The sequence below is a fragment of the Staphylococcus sp. LKG3-1 genome, from assembly GCF_048568385.1.
GTDB lineage: Bacteria > Bacillota > Bacilli > Staphylococcales > Staphylococcaceae > Staphylococcus > Staphylococcus saprophyticus.
In genome coordinates this window covers 1613641-1633941 of record NZ_CP183796.1, presented here as the reverse complement: position 1 = coordinate 1633941, position 20301 = coordinate 1613641, and the positions used below count along the sequence as shown (strand labels likewise).

The window sequence follows — 20301 nt, the reverse complement described above, 5'->3', positions numbered from 1 at the left end:
GAATTGAAAATGATGTCTTTAATAGACTAGCATTTTACGGAATATATGCCTAGACCAAATAAAAATAATTAATAGAAGTTTCACAGAAATCATTGGGTAGGTTTGTATGATTAAGTAGATGAGAAAAAGGAAATAATCATATATAACTTAATTTTAAGAGATTAGTGGAGGGATGATTCATGAATCAAGCGTGGCAATCACAATTGCCTTTAAGTCATATTAAAAATATCGTTCCTGTAAGTGGTGGAGATGTTAATGATGCATTTCGTATTGAAACGGATCAGGAAGATTATTTTCTACTAGTACAACGTAAGAGAAAGTCAACTTTTTTTGATGCCGAAATTGCAGGGCTCAATTTATTTGAAAAAGTCGGTATTACTGCACCGAGAGTCATTGATAGTGGAGAAATTGAAGATGACGCTTATTTACTATTAACTTATTTAGATGAAGGCGTGTCAGGTAGCCAAGAAGCATTAGGACAACTTGTGGCGCGTATGCATAGCGAGCAACAAGCAGATAATCAATTTGGTTTTGATTTACCTTATGAAGGTGGCGATATTTCATTTGATAATAGTTGGACGGATAGTTGGATTACCTTGTTTGTAGAAAAACGCTTAGATAAGCTCAAAGATAGATTGGTGCAACAAGGATTATGGGGAGACGCAGATGTCACTCAATATCAGGCAGTACGTCGTGTGATTGTAAATGAATTAGAAAGTCATAATAGCAAACCTTCGTTATTACATGGCGACTTATGGGGCGGTAATTACATGTTTTTAACAGATGGTTCACCAGCGCTATTCGATCCTGCACCATTATATGGGGATAGAGAATTTGATATAGGCATTACTTCAGTGTTTGGAGGATTTACGCAAGCATTTTATGACGCTTATCATAAGCACTATCCACTGAGTGAGGGAGCAGATGTGCGCTTAGAATTTTATAGATTGTATCTTTTAATGGTACATCTAGTTAAATTTGGTGAAATGTATGCAGGTAGTGTTGATCGTTCAATGCAAAAAATATTAAATCAATAAAATAAGGAAGTGGGATAGAAATCAAATTTTCTAATAGAGATTTCGTATGCCTATCTATGCAATCAAGGCAAGGATGACTCGGATAAAGGTTTGCATGAGCTAACGTTCATACATCAATCTCACTAGCATTTTTATGTGGCATAGCTAAGTTTCAGCTGATACATCAGAATGATTTGTGTCCATAAAAATGAAAACATCGTTTCTTTAAACAAGTGAGACGTTACATTTTCAATTCAGTCATCTACTGCCTAAACGAAAAAGAGCCTGAGGCATCTAATTATGTCTCAGGCTCTTATTCATAACAATCAAGTATCTCTAGATGATTCATTTAAATTAATCTATATCAAGTGTACCCATTTCTTCTCTTAATTGGTAAACTTTGTCTGGTGTCACGTCTTCACCTAAAGGATCGACTACTTTTAACGTTGAAAATGTATGGATTACTTGTCCACGTATCATTTTCAAATATTCTTGTCTCAAAGTTTGTTGTTCTTCTTTTTCTTCAATGCTTAACGTTTCTATTTTTTCTTTATTTGCAAGTTCATTAATTCTGTCTAGTAATGTCATTGTTTTTTTCCTCCTGTGATAAATGAGGTGGGAAGTGTGGAATAATATAATCGCCGACCTCAGTTAATAGTGATTTATATGGTCTATCATTAGATGTTAAATGCAACATTATATGATTTGTACCGATTTTTTCATATGATTTTAAAATGTTTAATAAAGTATTTCTACCTAAACGGTAGCCACCTTTAATTGGTTTAACGAGTTCATTAGGATTTAAAGATAAGTCGATAACTAATGGATGCATAAATGGTTTGAATACATCATTGTTATGCCATTCTTTTAATAAAGCTTTTTGTTTTTGAAATGGTTGTGGATAAAACATAAGGCCATCCATATTTTTCTTAATCCAGGAGAGTTCCTGTCGCGAATATCCTGTAGCAAACATGGGTATATGATTGTGTTTTGGCAATATTTGAAGACCTGAATCTTCATATAATTCAAATATTGAATTTGATATTTTTGGCGAATGTGATTGCCACAAATCATTCATTGCATAGATCGCATCCTGGAATTGCTTTGATAATTGCGTTTCTTTTATCTTGAAAGCTGGAAACTCAAATGGACGATCTCCTGTTGCTAAACCTAATAAAAATCGCTCGTCTGATATCAAGTCAAGAGAAGTTGCAGCTTTAGCTGTATGAATTGGATGACGCAATGTAGCAACAATACTAGATGTTCCGAGAGCGATTTTCGATGTTTTAGCGCTTAAATAAGATAAAAATACAAACGGATCGTAGTTTGTCGTTACATTACCTAAATGTGGACTATAAAGTGGATTATCTCTCACAAAAAGGCTTGTAAATCCAAGATTTTCAGCATACTGTGCTAAATCAACTTGATTTTCAAACGACAATGCGATGTTTTCAGAATTATCAAAAGGCAGCATTAAACCCAAAGTTAAATGGCCTTGTTGAAAAGTCCGTTTGAAACCATTGTGTTTTTGAATTGTTGTCACGTCTATCCCTCCTTAACTTGTATTTACAACACTTGATAACTAACTAACACTTGTTGTATAAATGCATTGTATACTGATTTGTTAACTAATGCAAACAACATGTTTATGCATATATTGTCTAAACAACAAAAATGAAATTGTGTTGTTTATTCACTAAAAAAGTCAGTTGAATTTAAATGATATTTATTATTTTAAAAGCTAAATTTCTAAAACGATAATACAATTATTTGATTATTATCCGAAAATTCATTAAATTGAAATAGAACAAATTTTGATGGAGGTTGTTTATGCTTAAAAGAAAACTACGAGGTGGTCTCATATTCATAATAGCTTTATTATGTACTGTGATCTCGATAAATGGAAATACATATGCTGTAACGCAAACACATCAATCGACTGATCAGTCAGCTCAGTCTGAAGACGCTAAAGTCGGTACCAATCAAATTAAGACAAGAGTCGTCTTACCTAATGACGATAGAACACAAATAGAAAATACAACAAATGGTCATTATCAATCTGTTGGCTATATTAGTATTGGAGATAATATTGCGACGGGTGTTGTGATTGATAAAAATACAGTGTTAACTAATAAACACGTTGCCAACCTTTCTGAAGGGAATATGACTTTTTCACCAGCTGCCCAAAATGAAAATACGATGTCTTATGGTACATTTTCTGAAAAAGAAATTGAAGTGTACCCAGGAAATGAAGATTTAGCGCTTATACATTTAAATAAAAATAAAGATGGCCAATCAGTTGGAGATGTAGTTCAACCGGCGACTTTAAAAGATGCCTCAGCGGTAACAAAAGATATGTCGATTACCGTAACGGGTTATCCAGGAGATAAGTCCTTGGCTACAATGTGGGAGAGTAAGGGCCAAATACTGAATACGAACACTACTGAATTTGAATATAATGCGAGTACATTCGGAGGTAATTCTGGCTCTCCTGTATTTAACGAAAATAATGAAGTGATTGGTATACACCAAGGTGGTATTGAAGGGGAAAGTAATAGTGCCGTAGCTATGACAGATGATGTATTGAGCTTTATTAATAAGAATAAAAGTTAATAAAAGGTACAAGCATAAAATCCACGACAGAGACCTAATAAGTCCTGACGTGGATTTTTATTTTAAAATCTGTTTCATTAGAAAGGGTAGTGCACCCTCAATGTAATCATTTGCTGATAATTGACTACTATGAAACCAATGCTTAGCTGTACCGTATAACCCCCATGAAAGAAATCTCGCACTTGCCGCAAGAGATTCTCTTGTTTCATTTGGATGTTGTTGGACAAGCAATGTTAAAAAGATATCCTCTAACTCTTCTTTGACTCTTTTTTCAACAACTTGTCCATAGGCTTCGCTATTTAATTTACATTCATTATGTGTTTCTTGAATATAACTCGTAATTGTAATGAAGCTGGAAGATAATGTCGTTTCGTTAAGTTCTGAAGAAACATCTAATGCATCATTTAAATTTTTTAATACAGTTTCTGAGAGCGTATAATCCATAATGTCATATTTATCATAAAAATGAGCATAAAACGTAGCGCGATTTACCGTTGCACGTTCCGTAATGTCTTTAATTGTTATAGTTTGTAATTTTTTTTCTTTAGCAATTTCACGAAAGGCGTCCATCAACAACTTTTTAGTTCTGGTTACTCTTGGGTCAACATGTGTTGTAGTCATTGACCTCATACCTCCTCTAATTTATAAAACGATTATGTATTCAAACAAATTATCTTGCTTTCATAACGAGATGTCAATGTGAATGATTTGAACTGCATATATTACAAATTAAGGAATACGTTTAAAAACCTTACTATAAAACTTTGTCCCAAAATATTTTGTGATTTGAATTACAGTGTCATGTTATTGTTTTCCTTAATTATGCTGTTCATGAAACTATAGATGAAAATACCTAATGTAATTATGATGATCCCTATCATACTAACTGTGCTTGGAAGCGGTAAGCCCAAAAGGAGCATTTCACCAATTAATGTAAAAATGATTTCAGTCGCTTGTGTCGATTCGACTGCTGCAAGTTTTGCTTGGTTATGTTTTACCATATTGGTTGCATAGAAAAAGAGTGTCGTAGCTATTATCCCAGAGAATACGGCTACGATAAATGTCTGTAAAAGTTGATTAGAAGAAGGCGGACCGGACCTCAATACACCACATATAAATATAACCACCCATATAGGTAGTGTGACGAGCGTCATACCATAAATACGTTCAAGTGTATTTAATTGATTATCCACAAGAATCATCATCTTACGATTACCTAAAGGATAGCAAAAGGCACCTATAATTAAAGGAAGTACCGACATGATAAAAACTTGTATTTCAATATGAGAAACTTGAGGTATTTGGACAAGTACCACACCCAAGACCATAATGCTAGAGGTACCTACAGAGCGCCAAGAAATACGCTCTCTTACTTTTATTTGTTGATGATTTATTTGCACATATTCATAAAAAATGGCGCGAGGAGTAGACCACAAATGATTGTTAATTGCCATGTTGCAGAGATAAGCCATCCGGGACTGTAATTAGCGACAAATGTAATTGGCATATAAAAAAATACAAATCCTAGGGTACTCCAAATCATCCATGGAACAAAATGCGTTTTAATATGATGATGTACTTTAGTTAGGTTCTTTTTAATGTATATAATTATAAAAAGTATGGGGAACATAAATAAAAAGCGTAATGAAGCACTAAATAGCCAATTGCCTTCATCTTTAGCCATTGCATGATTCAAGATAAATGTTACAGAAAAAAATAATGCACCAAGAATACCAATTAATATTGCACGCATACGATTCACCCTTTAACACTGTAATTGAAAATAATTAATATTTTTAATTTAACATTTATTTAAAAATTAGCAAAGCTAGTAAGTTTGTAAATATATTTATAGGCAATAATAAGCGTAAAGCAATATGATTTCATTTGTGTTAAAAGTATTTTGATACTTATCATGAAAAAGTAGTATGATAAAAATGTGCAAATATTTCGAATAAGGGGTAGAAATAATGGCAGATAAATTAAAGAGAGAACTCAGTAATCGGCATATACAGTTAATTGCGATTGGAGGAGCCATTGGAACCGGATTGTTTTTAGGTGCTGGACAATCTATTCACTTAGCTGGACCATCCATTTTACTCACCTATATTATTGTTGGATTTGTGTTGTTTATGTTCATGAGGGCAATGGGAGAAATGTTATTGTCAAACACTGAATTTAATTCTTTTGCGGATATCACGCATGAATATGTAGGGCCGTTAGCTGGATTTATAACGGGATGGACATATTGGTTAACATGGATTATTTCAGGGATGGCAGAAGTGACAGCAGTAGCTAAATATGTATCCTTTTGGTATCCAGATATTCCAAACTGGTTAACAGCACTGGCATGTGTATTGTTACTTATGTCGTTTAATTTATTAAGTACGAAATTATTTGGCGAATTAGAATTTTGGTTTGCAATAATCAAAGTAGTAACTATTGTGGCATTGATTATTGTCGGCATTGTAATGATTATCATGGCTTATAAAACGCCATTTGGTCATGCTAGCGTATCAAATATCTATCGTCATGGTGGGGTGTTCCCTAATGGTATGTCTGGTTTCTTAATGTCGTTTCAAATGGCAATCTTTTCATTTGTCGGCATTGAGATGATTGGTATCACAGCCGGAGAAACAAAAAATCCTCATAAGACAATTCCTCAGGCGATTAATAATGTGCCGCTTAGGATTTTATTGTTTTACATTGGTGCGTTAGCAGTCATCATTTCTATTATACCTTGGAATGAACTAGATCCAGAAGGCAGTCCTTTTGTGAAAGTGTTTGCATTAGTGGGGATACCATTTGCTGCAGGCATGATTAATTTTGTTGTGTTAACAGCTGCAGCGTCAGCGTGTAACAGTGGGATATTTGCTAATAGTAGAACACTATTCGGATTATCAGATAGAAAACAAGCACCACCGAAGTTTCAAGCAACAAACCGTAAAGGCGTACCAGTTGTCGCAATTCTTGTAACGTGTGCATTATTGTTATTTGCAGTATTATTGAATTATTTTATTCCAAATGCGACGACTGTATTTGTGTATATCAGTACAGTTTCTACAGTATTAAATATCTTTATTTGGACAATTATTATGATTGCCTATGTAAGGTACACCAAAGCACGTCCGGACTTACATAAACAAAGTAGATATAAAATGCCAGGCGGAAAAATTATGTCGATTTGTATTATTGCATTTTTCGTATTTATTTTCGGGGTATTATTTGTTAACCCAGAAACACGTATTGGGGTTATTTTAGCACCTTTATGGTTGATTGTACTTGCTTTAATGTATAGACAATACAAAAAGCATACAGCTGAGTAATGCGTGCTTTTAACATGAATACGCATAGGTTGTGAATTTTTATATTGGAGTGATTAAAATGAGTAAAAAAATAATTATGGATTGTGACCCGGGTCATGATGATGCAATCGCATTAATTTTAGCAGGAGCACAAAACAGTCCATTAGATATATTAGCTGTGACAACGGTAGCAGGGAATCAATCGGTAGAAAAAAATACCAAAAACGCTTTAAATGTATTAGAAGTGATGGGAAGAGATGATATTAGTGTCTCTGTTGGTGCTACGCGTCCACTTATTAAGCCAGCATCCTTTGCTTCACAAATACACGGCGATAGTGGGTTAGATGGTCCGAAACTGCCTGAAGTCCCAGCACTAAAACCAACGCAAAAACAAGCAGTCGATGTTATTATCGAAACATTGAAGCAAAGCAAGGAACCAGTCACGCTTGTTGCAACGGGTCCATTAACCAACATTGCTACGGCGCTGATTAAGGAACCAAATATCACACAACATATTGAATCTATTACAATTATGGGCGGTGGCACCTTCGGGAACTGGACTCCTACTGCAGAATTTAATATTTGGGTTGATGCAGAAGCGGCTAAGCGCGTCTTTGAATGTGGTGTGTGTATCAATGTGTTTGGTTTAGATGTGACGCATCAAGTATTAGCCACAGATCATGTTATCGATAGATTTAAACAGATTAAGAATCCAATTGCAAACTTTGTTGTAGAACTTCTAGAATTTTTCAAATCTACGTATAAAACGCACTTTGACATGGATGGTGGTCCAATACATGATGCTTGTACGGTACTTTATTTGATGCAACCTGATTTATTTACAATGCAACATACACATATCGATATAGAGCACCAGAGTCCATTGACATATGGCACGATGTCAGTAGATTTAAATGATATTATGAATAAAGAGAAAAATGCCTATTTTGCTACAGCGGTCGATGTAGCGAGTGTATGGACATTAATGGAAAATATGTTAGCAAGTTATGAGAAGCATACACATTAACAAGCAGACATTTATAAGCGGGAGTGGTACAGAAATCTGATTTTACTATAAAGATTTCATAGTGCTGCTCCTTTTTTGCTACAACTAAAGTATGAGCGCTAATTCAAGCGAATTATTAGAGATTTATCACTATAAAAAGTATACTGAAAAGCCAATACTTAAAATGATTAAAAGGTGAATCAAATAGTGAAAAATATAATGAAGTGGATTGTCTTACTAATGCTTATTATTGTTCCACTAACGTGGTTAATACTGAATATAAATGATATAAAAGAAAATATGAATGAAACATTTACTACACAAAATCAGGACGCAGACCAAGGTGAAAGTGAAGGTTCTTTTAGTAAGTTTTTCGATGGCAGTAGGGAAACAGAAAATTTTGGGGAATATAAATTTAGTGAATTTGATGGTAAACACTACGGCATCGATTATCATTTGCCTGAAGATACGCCAATCAAAGCGGCTGCTGATGGCAAAGTGACGCGAACATTCGATGATGATTTAGGTGGTAAAGTAATTCAGATAGCAGAGTCAAATGGTGAATATCATCAGTGGTATATGCATCTTAATGAATTTAAAGTGGAAGTAGGAGATGACGTTAAAGCAGGTGATACGATTGCACTGTCAGGTAATACCGGTGAACAAACGACTGGCGCACACTTGCATTTTCAACGTATGGAAGGTGGCGTTGGTAACGATTATGCGATAGACCCTAAAGATTATGTTGAAGATTTGCCAAATGGAGAAGAAAGTTTATTTGAAGTAGAGTAAATCGCTATATTAAATAAAAGAGATTCTAGAAGTTAGAGTTTTTCATACTATTAATACCAAATAACACAAGAAGTAATGAAAAATGGGGTTTATGAAAAAATAATAGCTTTTGAGATAACGTGAATAGGGCGAGACGATGAATTCAAATGATAATGTTTGATTTCATTGCCTCGCCCTAATTTTTATGGTCTTTTGGTATATCATAGATAGAATCGTATTGTAATAAATCTTGATGAATTGCTTCCCATAAATAGAATGCACCAATTGAAGCACAACCCTGCCATTGTTCCTTACAGATAGTGAGTTGTTTCTTTCTTTCGGCTTTGGTTGTTTGATATAACCATTGAGCAGCACGTTGCAATCCAACATCGTATATAGGTAATATATTTTTGCGCTGTAATGTAAATAGAAGAAAAACTTCGGCAGTCCATCTACCAATCCCTTTAATTTGAGTCAGTGCGTTAATAACACTATTGTCGTCCATTTTGTAGAGTTGTTCAAAATTCAATTGTCCATTGCGCACTGCAAATAGTACATTTTGGATATAGTTTATTTTTGATTGAGATAAACCTAACGCTTTCATTTCGGATTCTCTTAGTTGTGATAATTGATTTACCGTCCAGTGATCGTCAATGGCGATGGATAATTTTTGGAAAATAGACTGCGCTACAGCTACTGTAATTTGCTGTCCAATGATAGACCGGATAAGGGATTTTAACGGGTCTGGGCGCGTCTGGATCTGTAAATCTCCTATCTGGTTAATTAAATGCGCAAGTGTGGCATCTTGTTTAATTAGCGTTTGTACGCATGCATCTTGAACGGAAATTTGCCATGTATTCATAAATTACCTCTTAATTTAATAAGTCTTGAAGCACAACTGCTTGATTGTGCTGTTCATCTTTTGCTGCAAATAATAATATGACATCATGCTTAGTATTAGAAATGATAGATTTTAATTTTTCAAAGGCTTCTTTTTGTGATTCATTGTCACGTAATTCTTTGGCATATTTTTCTTTGAAAGCAGCATATAATTTGGGATCGTGATTGAACCATTTTCTTAATTCGGTAGTTGGCGCTAGCTCTTTTAACCAAAAATCTAAATTTGCGTCTTCTTTTGATATGCCTCTAGGCCAAACACGATCTACAAGTATACGCGTACCTTCGCTCTGATTATTTTCATAAATGCGTTGTATTTGAATTGTCATGCTACTGCCTCCCTGAAAATCATTTAGTATCAATCATATTATTACCGTTAAATGAAATTTGAAAACATAGTTATATTATAGAAGGAACAGGAATGGGTATATAAATAAAAAGGGAAATAGGAGTGATGATAATGTCTAAATTTGATCATATTCAACCACCTGACCATTTTCGATATAAAGAGGGTGAAGTGTTAATAAAAAATTATTATGAATTTACATGTGATAATAGAATTTATTTTACTCAAACTGTGCATAAAGATTTAGAAAACCAAACATATAAGTTCAACATAGAAATATTATCTAGCATTGATGCATATGGTCTAGCTATGGATTTTAATGAAGTAGATAAACTGTATGAAAGAGAAATAGCGCCTTATATTGATGGTCAACTTGTGAATGAAACATTGCCAGAGATGAATACAACAGCAGAAAATATTGCGATTTGGATTTGGCATCAATTTAATAAACACTTACCTGAAAATAATTCATTACAAAAGCTAGAATTTTTTGAAACGGATACACAGGGGTTAGTGTTAACAACAGAATTAATGGATAAATGAAAATGACGATATAAAAAGTGTGAGTAGAACAGAAATCAAAATTTCTAATAGAGATTTCTTAGTTCTACCGATGCAATTAAGGCAAGGCTGATTAAGATAATGGTTTACCTGAGTTAAAGCTTATGCATCAGAACGACTCGTTTCCATAAATATGGAAAAAAATACTTTCTTTAAATAAGTGAGACTTCATATTTTCAATTCAACTATCTGCTAATGCCTAAATGTAAGCGAGTTTAGGACCACTATTTATGTCCTAGACTCTTTATTTTGATATATCTCATTTTAGAATATCGTTAAAATTGATTTGATATAAGATGCGATTTTTAGAAAGTCGAGTTCCTCCAATGTTTTGTGTTTGCTACTAAATGAAATCACCCCTGTGATGAATTTAGTAAAAGTGAAAAATAATACAAAATAAATATTCTGAAAATTAAGAAAATATGATATGGTAGTATTCTATTTCAGCTTAGGGGGGAACTTCTATGATTAAAGTAAGTCCAAAACAATTTCTATATAATGTTCTGTCAGGTGTAGCAATTGCTATTGTTGCAGGTTTAATTCCTAATGCGATCTTGGGAGAATTATTTAAACTTTTTGCACCAAAATCTTCAGTATTTACAACTTTATTGCAAGTTGTGGAAAGTATTCAATTTACAGTTCCTTTATTAGTAGGTGCCTTAATTGCCATGCGTTTCAAACTAAGCCCATTAGCAACTGCAGTCGTAGCTAGCTCTGCATTTGTAGGAAGCGGCGCAGCACAATTCAAAGATGGCGTGTGGTTATTAGTTGGAGTTGGAGATTTAATTAATACAATGCTTACTGCAGCGATTGCAGTATTTTTAATATTATTAGTAGGAGAAAAATTTGGCAGTCTGACATTAATTATTTTACCTACCATTGTGGGGGTCATCGCAAGTGTAATTGGTGTATTTACCTTACCATATATCCAAATGATTACAACAGGTATTGGGAACTTAGTAAATTCTTTTACTGAGTTGCAGCCAGTCCTTATGTCAATGCTCATTGCATTAGTGTTTAGCTTTATTATTATTTCACCAATTTCCACAGTTGCGACTGCTTTAGCTATTGGTATCAATGGCTTAGCTGCAGGTTCAGCTTCACTAGGTATTGTTGCGTGTGAAGGTGCATTAGTAGCAGGCACACTTAAAATAAATAGAGCGGGTGTACCACTTACGATATTCTTAGGTGGCGTCAAAATGATGATTCCGAATATGGTCAGACATCCTATTATATTGTTACCTATTTTTACCAATGCGCTTATTACAGGTTTAGTTGGTGGGTTAATTGGTATTGGAGGTACAAAGGAATCAGCTGGTTTTGGTATTATCGGACTAGTTGGACCGATCAGTGCTTTTAGATTTATGGAACATTCAATAATATTGAATTTAGTTTTTGTGTTTATTGCATTTTTTGTCGTACCATTTGTTATGGGGTATTTAATTAATACGTTATATATGAAGATATTGAAAATATATGATAGAGAAATCTTCAAGTTCTTAGCGTAAGGTTACACAATTTGCTTAAAATGTGTGTCATATTTTGTAATAAAGCATAAGGTTGTCGTTACATAAAAAAATATAAAATGATTAAAAAAGGCCACCCATCAGTGGTCTTTTTTTAATTTAAACAAAAAAATTTGCAAGTTTTACTCCAAAATATAATTTTTTTGTCTTTTTGTTATTTTACAGTTATGTAACAAAAGTGTGATTTGTAATATTTCAGAATATATGATTTTCTTAAATGTAAATTTATTTAATCGCTTTATATCATATACTCATATAATATCCTTTTATCTATCAATAGTTATTTAGCATTACAAAATAAAACAAATATGTCGTAATGTTACAAAGTGGAATTTGATTTGTAACGTTTTGTTAAGGAAGTGTAATATAACTGAACGAAATTTATGGTATATTATTTGTGGCGAAAAGATAAGACATTAAATTTAAAAGATTTCAGCACATACGATAAATAATTTAACGAAAATATAATTTAACTTAAAAAGAAATTAATTGGAGGATTTTTTTATTATGAAGAAAACAATTTTAGCATCATCATTAGCAGTAGCATTAGGTGTAACAGGATATGCAGCAACAGCTGATCACAATCAAGCGCATGCATCAGAAGAAAATATCGACCAAGCGCATTTAGCTGACTTAGCTCAAAACAACCCAGAGCAATTAAATGAAAAACCATTACACGCTGGTGCGTATAACTATGATTTCGTATTAGGTGGAAACGAATATACTTTCACTTCTGATGGCCAAACTTGGTCATGGAATTATACAACTGCAGGTGCTCAAAGTGCATCTTCTAACACTATCCAAGATGTAACTGCTCAAGCAACTACACACACTAACGAAACTTCAGCTAACGAAGTTCGTACACAACAACAATCAAGCAACACTGAAGTAGCAGCTGTTGAAGCGCCTAAAGCTTCATCTAACACAAACGTTCAAACTGCACAAACAAGTGCTGCAGTAAAAACTTATAAAGCTGCTCAAACTTCAGCTGCTTCAACTGGTGGATCAGTTAAAGCTCAATTCTTAGCTGCTGGTGGTTCAGAAGCTATGTGGAATTCAATCGTTTTACCTGAATCAAGTGGTAATCCAAACGCTGTTAACTCAGCTGGATACAGAGGTTTAGGTCAAACTAAAGAATCATGGGGTACTGGTTCAGTAGCTGATCAAACTAAAGGTATGTTAAACTACGCTAAACAACGTTATGGTTCAGTAGACGCAGCGTTATCTTTCCGTGCTTCACACGGTTGGTGGTAGGATTTATAGCACTGAACACGCGGTTTGGTGGTATAAATATAAGAGCCTGAGACATAAATTAATGTCTTAGGTTCTTTTTCAATTAGGCAGTAGATGACTGGATTGAAAATACACTTATATCAAGCTTTTTTCAATCCTAGTCATCCTTGCCGGGGTAGGACTACGAAATCTCTATTAGAAAATTTGATTTCTGTCCTACTCCCTTTTTTTGCATTGACATGTTTGAATATTCTGATAAAATTAATAGTAATTTAAAAGCAAAACTTATCCAGAGAAGTTGAGGGAATTGGCCCTGTGAAGCTTCAGCAACAGACTTTGTAAAGAAGTACTGTGCTTCGTCCAACAAGTAACACTACTTGAAAGATAGGTGACATGTAAACTATATGCCACTTTCGTAGGTATATAGTTTTTTATTAGGAGGACTTTGATGGTGATTTCGGATAGATTAGCACAAGTACCAGATAGTTATTTTGCAAAAACGATGGGGCAGCCTGTTGAACATGGGCCGTTACCTTTAATTAATATGGCGGTAGGTATACCAGATGGAGAAACACCAACAGGGATTATTGATTGTTTTACAGATGCATTGCGAGAGCCAAATAATCAAAAGTATGTAGCATTTCATGGTAAAGAGACTTTTAAACAAGCGATTGTAGATTTTTATCAAAGGCAATATGATGTCGTGTTAGATAAAGACGATGAAGTCTGTATTTTGTACGGAACTAAAAATGGTTTGGTAGCTTTACCATCTTGTATTGTTAATCCTGGTGAAAATGTACTACTACCAGATCCAGGTTATACAGATTATAAGGCGGGTGTCTTATTAGCTGATGCACATCCACAACCGCTCGTATTAGAACCACCATATTACTTGCCTCAATGGGATAAAGTGGATAGGGATATATTGAAAAATACGCGATTAGTCTATTTAACGTATCCAAATAATCCTACTGGATCAGTAGCTACACAAGCTGTATTTGATGAGGCTGTAGCGCAATTTAAAGGTACAAAGACTAAAATAGTTCATGATTTTGCGTACAGTGCATTTGGGTTTGATCATAAAAATCCGAGTATTTTACAAACAGAAGGTGCAAAAGATTTAGCGATTGAAGTATTTTCATTATCTAAAGGATATAATATGTCCGGTTTTAGAGTTGGATTTGCAGTAGGCAATAAAGATATGATTCAAGCGTTGAAAAAATATCACACACACACGCATGCGGGTATGTTTGGTGCGTTACAAGATGCAGCGACCTATGCATTGAATCACTATGATGATTTCTTGGACGAACAAAGTAATATTTTCAAACAACGTAGGGATACTTTTGAAGCGAAGTTAAAGGAAGAAAATATTCAATTTGAACCGATGAAAGGTGGTATATTCTTGTGGCTAAAAACGCCGCCAAATTTTGATGGGGAATCATTTGTTGACTATTTATTACAAGAGCAATCCATACTTGTTGCACCGGGTATTCCGTTTGGTGAACATGGTAAAAACTATGTGCGTATATCATTAGCGCTTGATGATGAGCAATTGAAAGTAGCTGCCGAGAGAATCCAATCTCTGAGACATCTGTATGAATAACATTAATTTTAAAGGGGATGCTAACATGACGCGTATAAAACTTTTTGGCGTTAGAAATGAGGATAAAGCTTTCATTGAAGCTTGGTCTAATAAGCATAAAGTAGAAGTCGATTTAGATGAAGATTTATTAACATGTGAAACTGTCTCACGTGTAAAAGGATTTGATGGTGTGTCTATTTCGCAACAAATACCATTGGACGAAACCATTTATAAGCAATTACATGATTTTGGGATTAAACAAATTGCTCAACGTAGTGCTGGCTTTGATATTTATGATTTTGAATTGGCGGAAAAATATAATTTGATTATTAGTAATGTACCTTCTTATTCACCACATTCAATTGCGGAATATACTGTGTCACAAGCACTCAATCTAGTTCGTAATTATAATGACATTCAACAAAAAACTGCTGAATATGATTTTAGGTGGCAACCGGATATATTATCACGTTCTATTAGAGACTTGAAAGTTGCTGTCATTGGAACAGGTCGCATTGGTTCAATTGTTGCTAAGATATTTGCGCAAGGATTTGACGCTGAAGTAACGGCTTATGACATTGCACCTAATGATGATTATAGAAGCTTTTTAACTTATGCAAGTACCATCAATGAAGCAATCCAAAATGCAGATATCGTAACAGTACATATTCCAGCTAGTAAGGAAAATGATTATTTGTTTGATGAAACTTTATTCAATGAATTTAAACCAGGTTCTGTATTTATTAATTGTGCTCGAGGTACAATTGTGAAAACAAGTGCATTAATCGATGCTTTAGATCGAGGTTTGATAAAAGGTGCAGCATTAGATACGTATGAAGGTGAAAAAGGCTTGTTCCCTAGTGATCAACGTCATACAGCATTTAATGATGATATGTTAAAGCAATTGATTGAACGACCAGATGTCATTGTTTCACCACACATTGCATTTTATACAGATGCCGCTGTCGAAAATTTAATTGTTGATGCATTAGATGCAACGATGGAAGTCATAAAAACAGGTGACACGCGTTTAAGAGTAAATTAAATATATAAAAGAAGGGGCGCTTAAATGACTAAGCGTCCCTTCTTTTATATTTATTTAACATCGTAACCTTGGTCTTCTATTGCGTCTTTCATTTGAGGCATTGTAACTTTGTCATCGTCAAAATCTACTTTAACATTACCGGCTTCTAGACTAACGTCAGCTGTTGATACACCATCAAGCTCAGTTAATGCAGTTTCTACAGCATGTTTGCAATGGTCACAGCTCATGCCTTCTACTTGAATTGTTTCTGTAGCCATATAAATCACCTCCTCATAAAGTCGTATGATTGTATTATATATCATTTATAATTTCATACGTTTTAATCTTAACGCATTTGTTACTACACTAACAGAACTTAGAGCCATGGCTGCACCAGCAATCCATGGTGCGAGCAAACCAAGTGCGGCGATAGGTATACCTGCAACATTATAACCAAATGCCCAGAATAAGTTTTGGCGAATATTGCGTATGGTTGCTTTACTTGCCTTAATGGCTTTAGGTATTAATAATAAGTCACCGCCTAGAATTGTAACATCTGCGGCTTCAATAGCGACTTCTGTGCCAGTACCAATAGCAATACCAATATCGGCTTGTACGAGTGCTGGTGCATCGTTAACGCCGTCACCCACCATCGCAATGGTTTTATCTTGGGTTTGGAGTGATTTGATTTTTGCTGCTTTTTCTTCTGGTAATACTTGGGCAATGATTGTATCGATACCAACTTCATTGGCAATAGCTTGTGCTGTACGTTCATTGTCACCGGTTAACATGACGACTTTAATATTGAGATCATGTAATTGTTTAATTGCAGCAGCAGTTGAGTCTTTGACTGTATCTGCAACGGCAACCATCCCTCTATATTCTTGATTGATTGCAATTAACATTGCTGTTTTACCAGATTTTTCAAATTGAGTCATGATGTCTTCTGAATCTTTTATATCGACATTTTCGTCGTTCATAAATTGACGGTTACCAACAATTAAATTTTTGCCAGATATATTTGCTTTAATACCGCGCCCAGGTACCGCTTCGAAATCAGTTGTATCTAATAATTTAATATTCATCGTTTGGGCATAATTTACAATGGCATCTGCTAAAGGATGTTCTGAACCTTTTTCTGCGCTAGCTAATAATTGCAAAGCTTCTTCATCACCATCAAAGTCAGTGACTACTGGTTTCCCATTGGTTATCGTACCTGTTTTATCAAGTACGACGGTATCGATTTGATGGGTACGTTCAATGTGTTCGCCACCTTTAAATAAAATACCGTTTTCTGCAGCTTTTCCAGTTCCTACCATGATTGATGTAGGTGTTGCTAAACCAAGTGCACAAGGACACGCAATGACGAGTACTGCAATTGCGGCAACTAATGCGGGTTCAAATTGACCTTGTTGAACGAATGCAATCCATATAATAAAAGTGAGTACTGCGATACCAACGACGATAGGTACAAAGTAACCTGAAATAACATCGGCTAGACGTTGTATCGGTGCTTTCGAACCTTGTGCTTCTTCAACAACTTTAATAATAGACGCGAGGGCAGTATCTTTTCCTACCTTCGTAGCTTTAACAGTGATAGAACCATTTTTATTCATAGTTGAACCGATAACGTTATCATCTTGCACTTTTTCAACTGGCATGGATTCACCAGTTAGCATCGATTCATCAATAGACGTTTTTCCTTTAATGATTTTACCGTCTACAGGTATTTTTTCACCAGGTTTAATAATTAAATAATCGCCTTCAACCACATCGTTTAGCGGTATCATCTGTTCTTTATTGTCCCGCAAAACGCGCGCTTCTTTGGCTTGAAGATTCAATAATTCACTTAATGCATTTGTCGTTTGTGTTTTTGCACGAGTTTCTAAATATTTACCAAATAAAATAAGTGTAATTAATACGGCACTTGTTTCGAAATATAAATGAGGCATCACATTAGCATTAAATAGCCATTTGACCATTTCGTATAAACTGTAGAAATAGGCGGCACTTGTACCTAATGCAACGAGTACGTCCATATTTGCTGAGCCATTTCTTAAGTTTTTGTAAGCTCCAACATAAAATTGCCATCCGATAATAAATTGAACCGGTGTTGCCAATATAAATTGGAACCAAGGATTCATAAAAATAGATGGAATTTGTATACCGAAAAGATGTACAAGCATTGTTAGCAAGAGTGGCGCGGCCAACACTGCAGAAATGATTAATTTAACTAATTTGCTTCTTAATTCTAATTCTTTTTGTGAACTTTTTTCGGCCACCTCTTTTTTGGGTTGTGCATCGTAACCTATTTTTTGTATTTTTTTAATTAATGCATCAACAGACGTTGCACTAGGATTATAGGAAATCGTAGCATTTTCAGTTGTTAAATTGACTGTTGCTTGATCTACACCATCTGTACGATTCAATACTTTTTCAATTCGATTAGAACATGCTGCACACGTCATGCCAATAACATCTAACTCAGCTGTTTCATTTAACACACCATAACCTGTTTTTTCTATGGTTTTTGTTAAATCATCTGCGGATGTTGATTCTGGGTTGTAAGATATTGTAGCTTTTTCAGTTGTAACATTCACATTTGCTTCTACATCATCTAATTTATTTAAGTTTTTCTCAATGCGATTGGCACAGGCAGCACATGTCATTCCAGTAATGCCAATGGTCGTCTTTTTCTGTTCAGTCATATGCTGTGACCTCCTTATAGTTAAAATAAAATGGCTGGATATATACGATTAAGTCATTTGTTTTATATTTATAATATACCCCTAGTAGGTATACAAGTCAAACACAATGTTTAAAAAAAGACTGAAGCATCGTATGCCAATTAAGGTATATCATGCTTCAGTCTTGGAAAATATTTATAAAAGATGTTGTTGATTCACTTTACTTAATTCATTTACGATTTTACGGCTATCTTTATTTAGATACTGAACGTAAATTGTATTGTTTTTTTTATGATAATTATCTATTAAAGTATCTATGGCATTTACTGCAGAATCATCCCATAAATGTGCATCTTTAAAATTTAAGTAAATTGTTTTATGTCTTAATTCTAAATCAAGTTGGTTCATTAATGAATCAATAGATACGAAGAAAATTTGTCCAGTAATATAATAATGAATGGTGTCGTCCTCTTCTTCGTAGGTAACAACCACGTTTGAAATCTTTGTTGCAAAACAAAGTGCACTCACAACGACACCGACGATAACACCTAGAGCTAGGTTATTAGAGATTAGCACAATCGCAACTGTTAAAATCATGACAAATGCATCAGTGCGAGGTGCCTTTTTAATAAATTTAAAAGATCTCCAATCAAATGTACCAATTGAAACCATAACCATAATTGCAGCGAGAATAGGCATTGGAATTTGAACAACCCAGTCGCCAAAGATGATAATCAAAATGATTAAAAATATACCGGCAGTAAAAGTAGATAATCTTGTCGTTGCACCTGATCGAACATTAATGACAGATTGACCAATCATCGCACAACCACCCATTGCGCCAAAGAAACCAGTTACTACATTAGCAATACCTTGGCCACGTGATTCTTGATTTTTACTACTATATGTATCTGTTGCTTGATCCACAATTCTAGCAGTCAATAAACTTTCTACCAGACCGACAATCGCCATAGATAATGAGTATGGAAAAATGATTTGTAATGTCTGTAAGTTGAATGGTACATCCGGAATAAAGAATTGTGGCAATGAACGATTAATTGCACCTAAATCACCCACAGTCTCAACTTTTGCACCGGTAATTAAATACGTTATGGTTAGTAGTATAATTGCAACAAGTGGTGCGGGTACTTTATTAAATACGCGTGGTAGCAAGTAAATAATAAGTAGGGTAGAGATAACAAATAAATAAGTTGGGATAGAAATACCAAAGATATGTTTGATTTGGGTCATGAAAATCATAATAGCTAGTGCATTAACGAATCCAATCATGACAGAATTTGGAATGAATTTCATTAATCTTCCTATTTTTAAAATACCGAAAATGATTTGTATGATACCCATTAGTATTGTCGCAGCAAGCAAATATTGGACGCCATGATCTTTGACTAAAGGAACAATTACTAATGCGACAGAACCGGTAGCAGCAGATATCATAGCTGGTCTGCCCCCTACAAAGGAAATGACCACTGCTATAATAAATGAAGAATATAAACCGACCATGGGATCTACACCAGCAATAATTGAGAACGAAATGGCCTCTGGAATGAGCGCTAATGCAACAACAATACCAGCTAAAACATTGGTGCCTGGTGCAGTTAGCCATTCACTTTTTAATTTATTTAACATCTCTTGTACTCCTTATTTAAAATTGAACTTAGCTATTATATCATAAGATATAATTGAGCATTTTAAGATTTGAATAAAATACTT

20 protein-coding genes and 1 riboswitch are annotated in these 20301 nt (G+C 34.4%); of the genes, 10 read left to right on the top strand and 10 right to left on the bottom strand.

Translation table 11 applies throughout. From position 1 onward, the window contains the following. Nucleotides 1-179 precede the first annotated feature (179 nt). Nucleotides 180-1037, top strand: a complete 858-nt coding sequence (locus ACM595_RS08155; RefSeq protein WP_002482235.1) for a fructosamine kinase family protein — start codon at nt 180-182, stop codon at nt 1035-1037. A gap of 333 nt (nt 1038-1370) precedes the next feature. Here ACM595_RS08155 and ACM595_RS08150 read toward each other — a convergent pair whose 3' ends face one another. Then, nucleotides 1371-1604: a DUF896 domain-containing protein gene (locus tag ACM595_RS08150; protein WP_002482236.1), complete on the bottom strand. Its 234-nt coding sequence runs from the start codon at nt 1602-1604 to the stop codon at nt 1371-1373. Further along, entirely contained in the window at nt 1582-2559 is a 978-nt protein-coding gene (locus ACM595_RS08145; protein ID WP_002482237.1) for an LLM class oxidoreductase, read from the bottom strand. Before ACM595_RS08145 ends, ACM595_RS08150 begins: the two co-directional genes overlap by 23 nt. A 287-nt stretch (nt 2560-2846) precedes the next feature. Here ACM595_RS08145 and ACM595_RS08140 point away from each other — a divergent pair, with 287 nt between their 5' ends. After that, complete coding sequence (locus ACM595_RS08140; protein ID WP_419744259.1) at nt 2847-3629, top strand: trypsin-like serine peptidase; 783 nt, start codon at nt 2847-2849, stop codon at nt 3627-3629. A gap of 57 nt (nt 3630-3686) precedes the next feature. Here ACM595_RS08140 and ACM595_RS08135 read toward each other — a convergent pair whose 3' ends face one another. The 3 genes from ACM595_RS08135 to ACM595_RS08125 form a co-directional block, all read right to left on the bottom strand. Next, a complete protein-coding gene (locus ACM595_RS08135; RefSeq protein WP_011302267.1) occupies nt 3687-4250 on the bottom strand; it encodes a TetR/AcrR family transcriptional regulator in 564 nt (187 codons plus the stop codon). A gap of 170 nt (nt 4251-4420) precedes the next feature. Further along, nucleotides 4421-5083, bottom strand: coding sequence for a multidrug resistance efflux transporter family protein (locus ACM595_RS08130; RefSeq protein WP_419744258.1), 663 nt, complete (start codon nt 5081-5083; stop codon nt 4421-4423). After that, nucleotides 5020-5382, bottom strand: a complete 363-nt coding sequence (locus ACM595_RS08125; protein ID WP_267237949.1) for a multidrug resistance efflux transporter family protein — start codon at nt 5380-5382, stop codon at nt 5020-5022. The genes ACM595_RS08130 and ACM595_RS08125 overlap by 64 nt, the downstream gene beginning before the upstream one ends. A gap of 217 nt (nt 5383-5599) precedes the next feature. On the opposite strand from ACM595_RS08125, the gene ACM595_RS08120 reads away from it, so the two are divergent. From ACM595_RS08120 to ACM595_RS08110, 3 genes are all read left to right on the top strand, one after another. Continuing rightward, a complete protein-coding gene (locus tag ACM595_RS08120) occupies nt 5600-6955 on the top strand; it encodes an amino acid permease (RefSeq protein ID WP_115340454.1) in 1356 nt (451 codons plus the stop codon). Between the two features lie 58 nt (nt 6956-7013). Next, nucleotides 7014-7961 (top strand): nucleoside hydrolase, encoded by a 948-nt coding sequence (locus tag ACM595_RS08115; RefSeq protein ID WP_041079403.1) that lies wholly within the window; start codon nt 7014-7016, stop codon nt 7959-7961. A 186-nt stretch (nt 7962-8147) separates the two neighbouring features. Continuing rightward, complete coding sequence (locus ACM595_RS08110) at nt 8148-8732, top strand: M23 family metallopeptidase (RefSeq protein ID WP_115340455.1); 585 nt, start codon at nt 8148-8150, stop codon at nt 8730-8732. A gap of 175 nt (nt 8733-8907) precedes the next feature. Here ACM595_RS08110 and ACM595_RS08105 read toward each other — a convergent pair whose 3' ends face one another. Both ACM595_RS08105 and ACM595_RS08100 read right to left on the bottom strand, forming a co-directional pair. Further along, entirely contained in the window at nt 8908-9573 is a 666-nt protein-coding gene (locus ACM595_RS08105; protein WP_002482244.1) for a DNA-3-methyladenine glycosylase family protein, read from the bottom strand. A gap of 10 nt (nt 9574-9583) precedes the next feature. Further along, on the bottom strand, nt 9584-9937 hold the full coding sequence (locus tag ACM595_RS08100) for a DUF488 domain-containing protein (protein ID WP_041079401.1): 354 nt from the start codon (nt 9935-9937) through the stop codon (nt 9584-9586). A gap of 131 nt (nt 9938-10068) precedes the next feature. On the opposite strand from ACM595_RS08100, the gene ACM595_RS08095 reads away from it, so the two are divergent. The 5 genes from ACM595_RS08095 to ACM595_RS08075 all read left to right on the top strand — a co-directional run bounded on the left by ACM595_RS08095 (nt 10069) and on the right by ACM595_RS08075 (nt 15904). Beyond that, entirely contained in the window at nt 10069-10497 is a 429-nt protein-coding gene (locus ACM595_RS08095) for a 6-pyruvoyl trahydropterin synthase family protein (protein ID WP_011302275.1), read from the top strand. Nucleotides 10498-10979: 482 nt separating this feature from the next. Next, nucleotides 10980-12023, top strand: coding sequence for a PTS transporter subunit IIC (locus ACM595_RS08090; protein ID WP_011302276.1), 1044 nt, complete (start codon nt 10980-10982; stop codon nt 12021-12023). 525 nt (nt 12024-12548) lie between these two features. After that, complete coding sequence (locus tag ACM595_RS08085) at nt 12549-13295, top strand: hypothetical protein (RefSeq protein ID WP_041079396.1); 747 nt, start codon at nt 12549-12551, stop codon at nt 13293-13295. Nucleotides 13296-13556: 261 nt separating this feature from the next. Beyond that, nucleotides 13557-13665, top strand: a riboswitch (SAM riboswitch). 57 nt (nt 13666-13722) lie between these two features. Continuing rightward, entirely contained in the window at nt 13723-14880 is a 1158-nt protein-coding gene (locus ACM595_RS08080; protein ID WP_419744257.1) for an aminotransferase class I/II-fold pyridoxal phosphate-dependent enzyme, read from the top strand. A gap of 25 nt (nt 14881-14905) precedes the next feature. Beyond that, entirely contained in the window at nt 14906-15904 is a 999-nt protein-coding gene (locus tag ACM595_RS08075) for a D-lactate dehydrogenase (protein WP_011302279.1), read from the top strand. 50 nt (nt 15905-15954) lie between these two features. Here ACM595_RS08075 and copZ read toward each other — a convergent pair whose 3' ends face one another. From copZ to ACM595_RS08060, 3 genes are all read right to left on the bottom strand, one after another. After that, on the bottom strand, nt 15955-16161 hold the full coding sequence (gene copZ, locus ACM595_RS08070) for a copper chaperone CopZ (RefSeq protein WP_011302280.1): 207 nt from the start codon (nt 16159-16161) through the stop codon (nt 15955-15957). A gap of 45 nt (nt 16162-16206) precedes the next feature. Then, nucleotides 16207-18591: a heavy metal translocating P-type ATPase gene (locus ACM595_RS08065; protein WP_048787389.1), complete on the bottom strand. Its 2385-nt coding sequence runs from the start codon at nt 18589-18591 to the stop codon at nt 16207-16209. 174 nt (nt 18592-18765) lie between these two features. Further along, nucleotides 18766-20217, bottom strand: a complete 1452-nt coding sequence (locus ACM595_RS08060) for a SulP family inorganic anion transporter (protein WP_011302282.1) — start codon at nt 20215-20217, stop codon at nt 18766-18768. Nucleotides 20218-20301: the final 84 nt, after the last annotated feature.

Bases quoted from the DNA above. Each gene is read 5' to 3' on its own strand.
- ACM595_RS08155 (WP_002482235.1), top strand. From the start codon at position 180: ATGAATCAAGCGTGGCAATCACAATTGCCTTTAAGTCATATTAAAAAT.
- ACM595_RS08150 (WP_002482236.1), bottom strand. From the start codon at position 1,604: ATGACATTACTAGACAGAATTAATGAACTTGCAAATAAAGAAAAAATA.
- ACM595_RS08140 (WP_419744259.1), top strand. From the start codon at position 2,847: ATGCTTAAAAGAAAACTACGAGGTGGTCTCATATTCATAATAGCTTTA.
- ACM595_RS08135 (WP_011302267.1), bottom strand. From the start codon at position 4,250: ATGACTACAACACATGTTGACCCAAGAGTAACCAGAACTAAAAAGTTG.
- ACM595_RS08130 (WP_419744258.1), bottom strand. From the start codon at position 5,083: ATGGCAATTAACAATCATTTGTGGTCTACTCCTCGCGCCATTTTTTAT.
- ACM595_RS08125 (WP_267237949.1), bottom strand. From the start codon at position 5,382: ATGCGTGCAATATTAATTGGTATTCTTGGTGCATTATTTTTTTCTGTA.
- ACM595_RS08120 (WP_115340454.1), top strand. From the start codon at position 5,600: ATGGCAGATAAATTAAAGAGAGAACTCAGTAATCGGCATATACAGTTA.
- ACM595_RS08115 (WP_041079403.1), top strand. From the start codon at position 7,014: ATGAGTAAAAAAATAATTATGGATTGTGACCCGGGTCATGATGATGCA.
- ACM595_RS08105 (WP_002482244.1), bottom strand. From the start codon at position 9,573: ATGAATACATGGCAAATTTCCGTTCAAGATGCATGCGTACAAACGCTA.
- ACM595_RS08100 (WP_041079401.1), bottom strand. From the start codon at position 9,937: ATGACAATTCAAATACAACGCATTTATGAAAATAATCAGAGCGAAGGT.
- ACM595_RS08095 (WP_011302275.1), top strand. From the start codon at position 10,069: ATGTCTAAATTTGATCATATTCAACCACCTGACCATTTTCGATATAAA.
- ACM595_RS08090 (WP_011302276.1), top strand. From the start codon at position 10,980: ATGATTAAAGTAAGTCCAAAACAATTTCTATATAATGTTCTGTCAGGT.
- ACM595_RS08085 (WP_041079396.1), top strand. From the start codon at position 12,549: ATGAAGAAAACAATTTTAGCATCATCATTAGCAGTAGCATTAGGTGTA.
- ACM595_RS08080 (WP_419744257.1), top strand. From the start codon at position 13,723: ATGGTGATTTCGGATAGATTAGCACAAGTACCAGATAGTTATTTTGCA.
- ACM595_RS08075 (WP_011302279.1), top strand. From the start codon at position 14,906: ATGACGCGTATAAAACTTTTTGGCGTTAGAAATGAGGATAAAGCTTTC.
- copZ (WP_011302280.1), bottom strand. From the start codon at position 16,161: ATGGCTACAGAAACAATTCAAGTAGAAGGCATGAGCTGTGACCATTGC.
- ACM595_RS08065 (WP_048787389.1), bottom strand. From the start codon at position 18,591: ATGACTGAACAGAAAAAGACGACCATTGGCATTACTGGAATGACATGT.
- ACM595_RS08060 (WP_011302282.1), bottom strand. From the start codon at position 20,217: ATGTTAAATAAATTAAAAAGTGAATGGCTAACTGCACCAGGCACCAAT.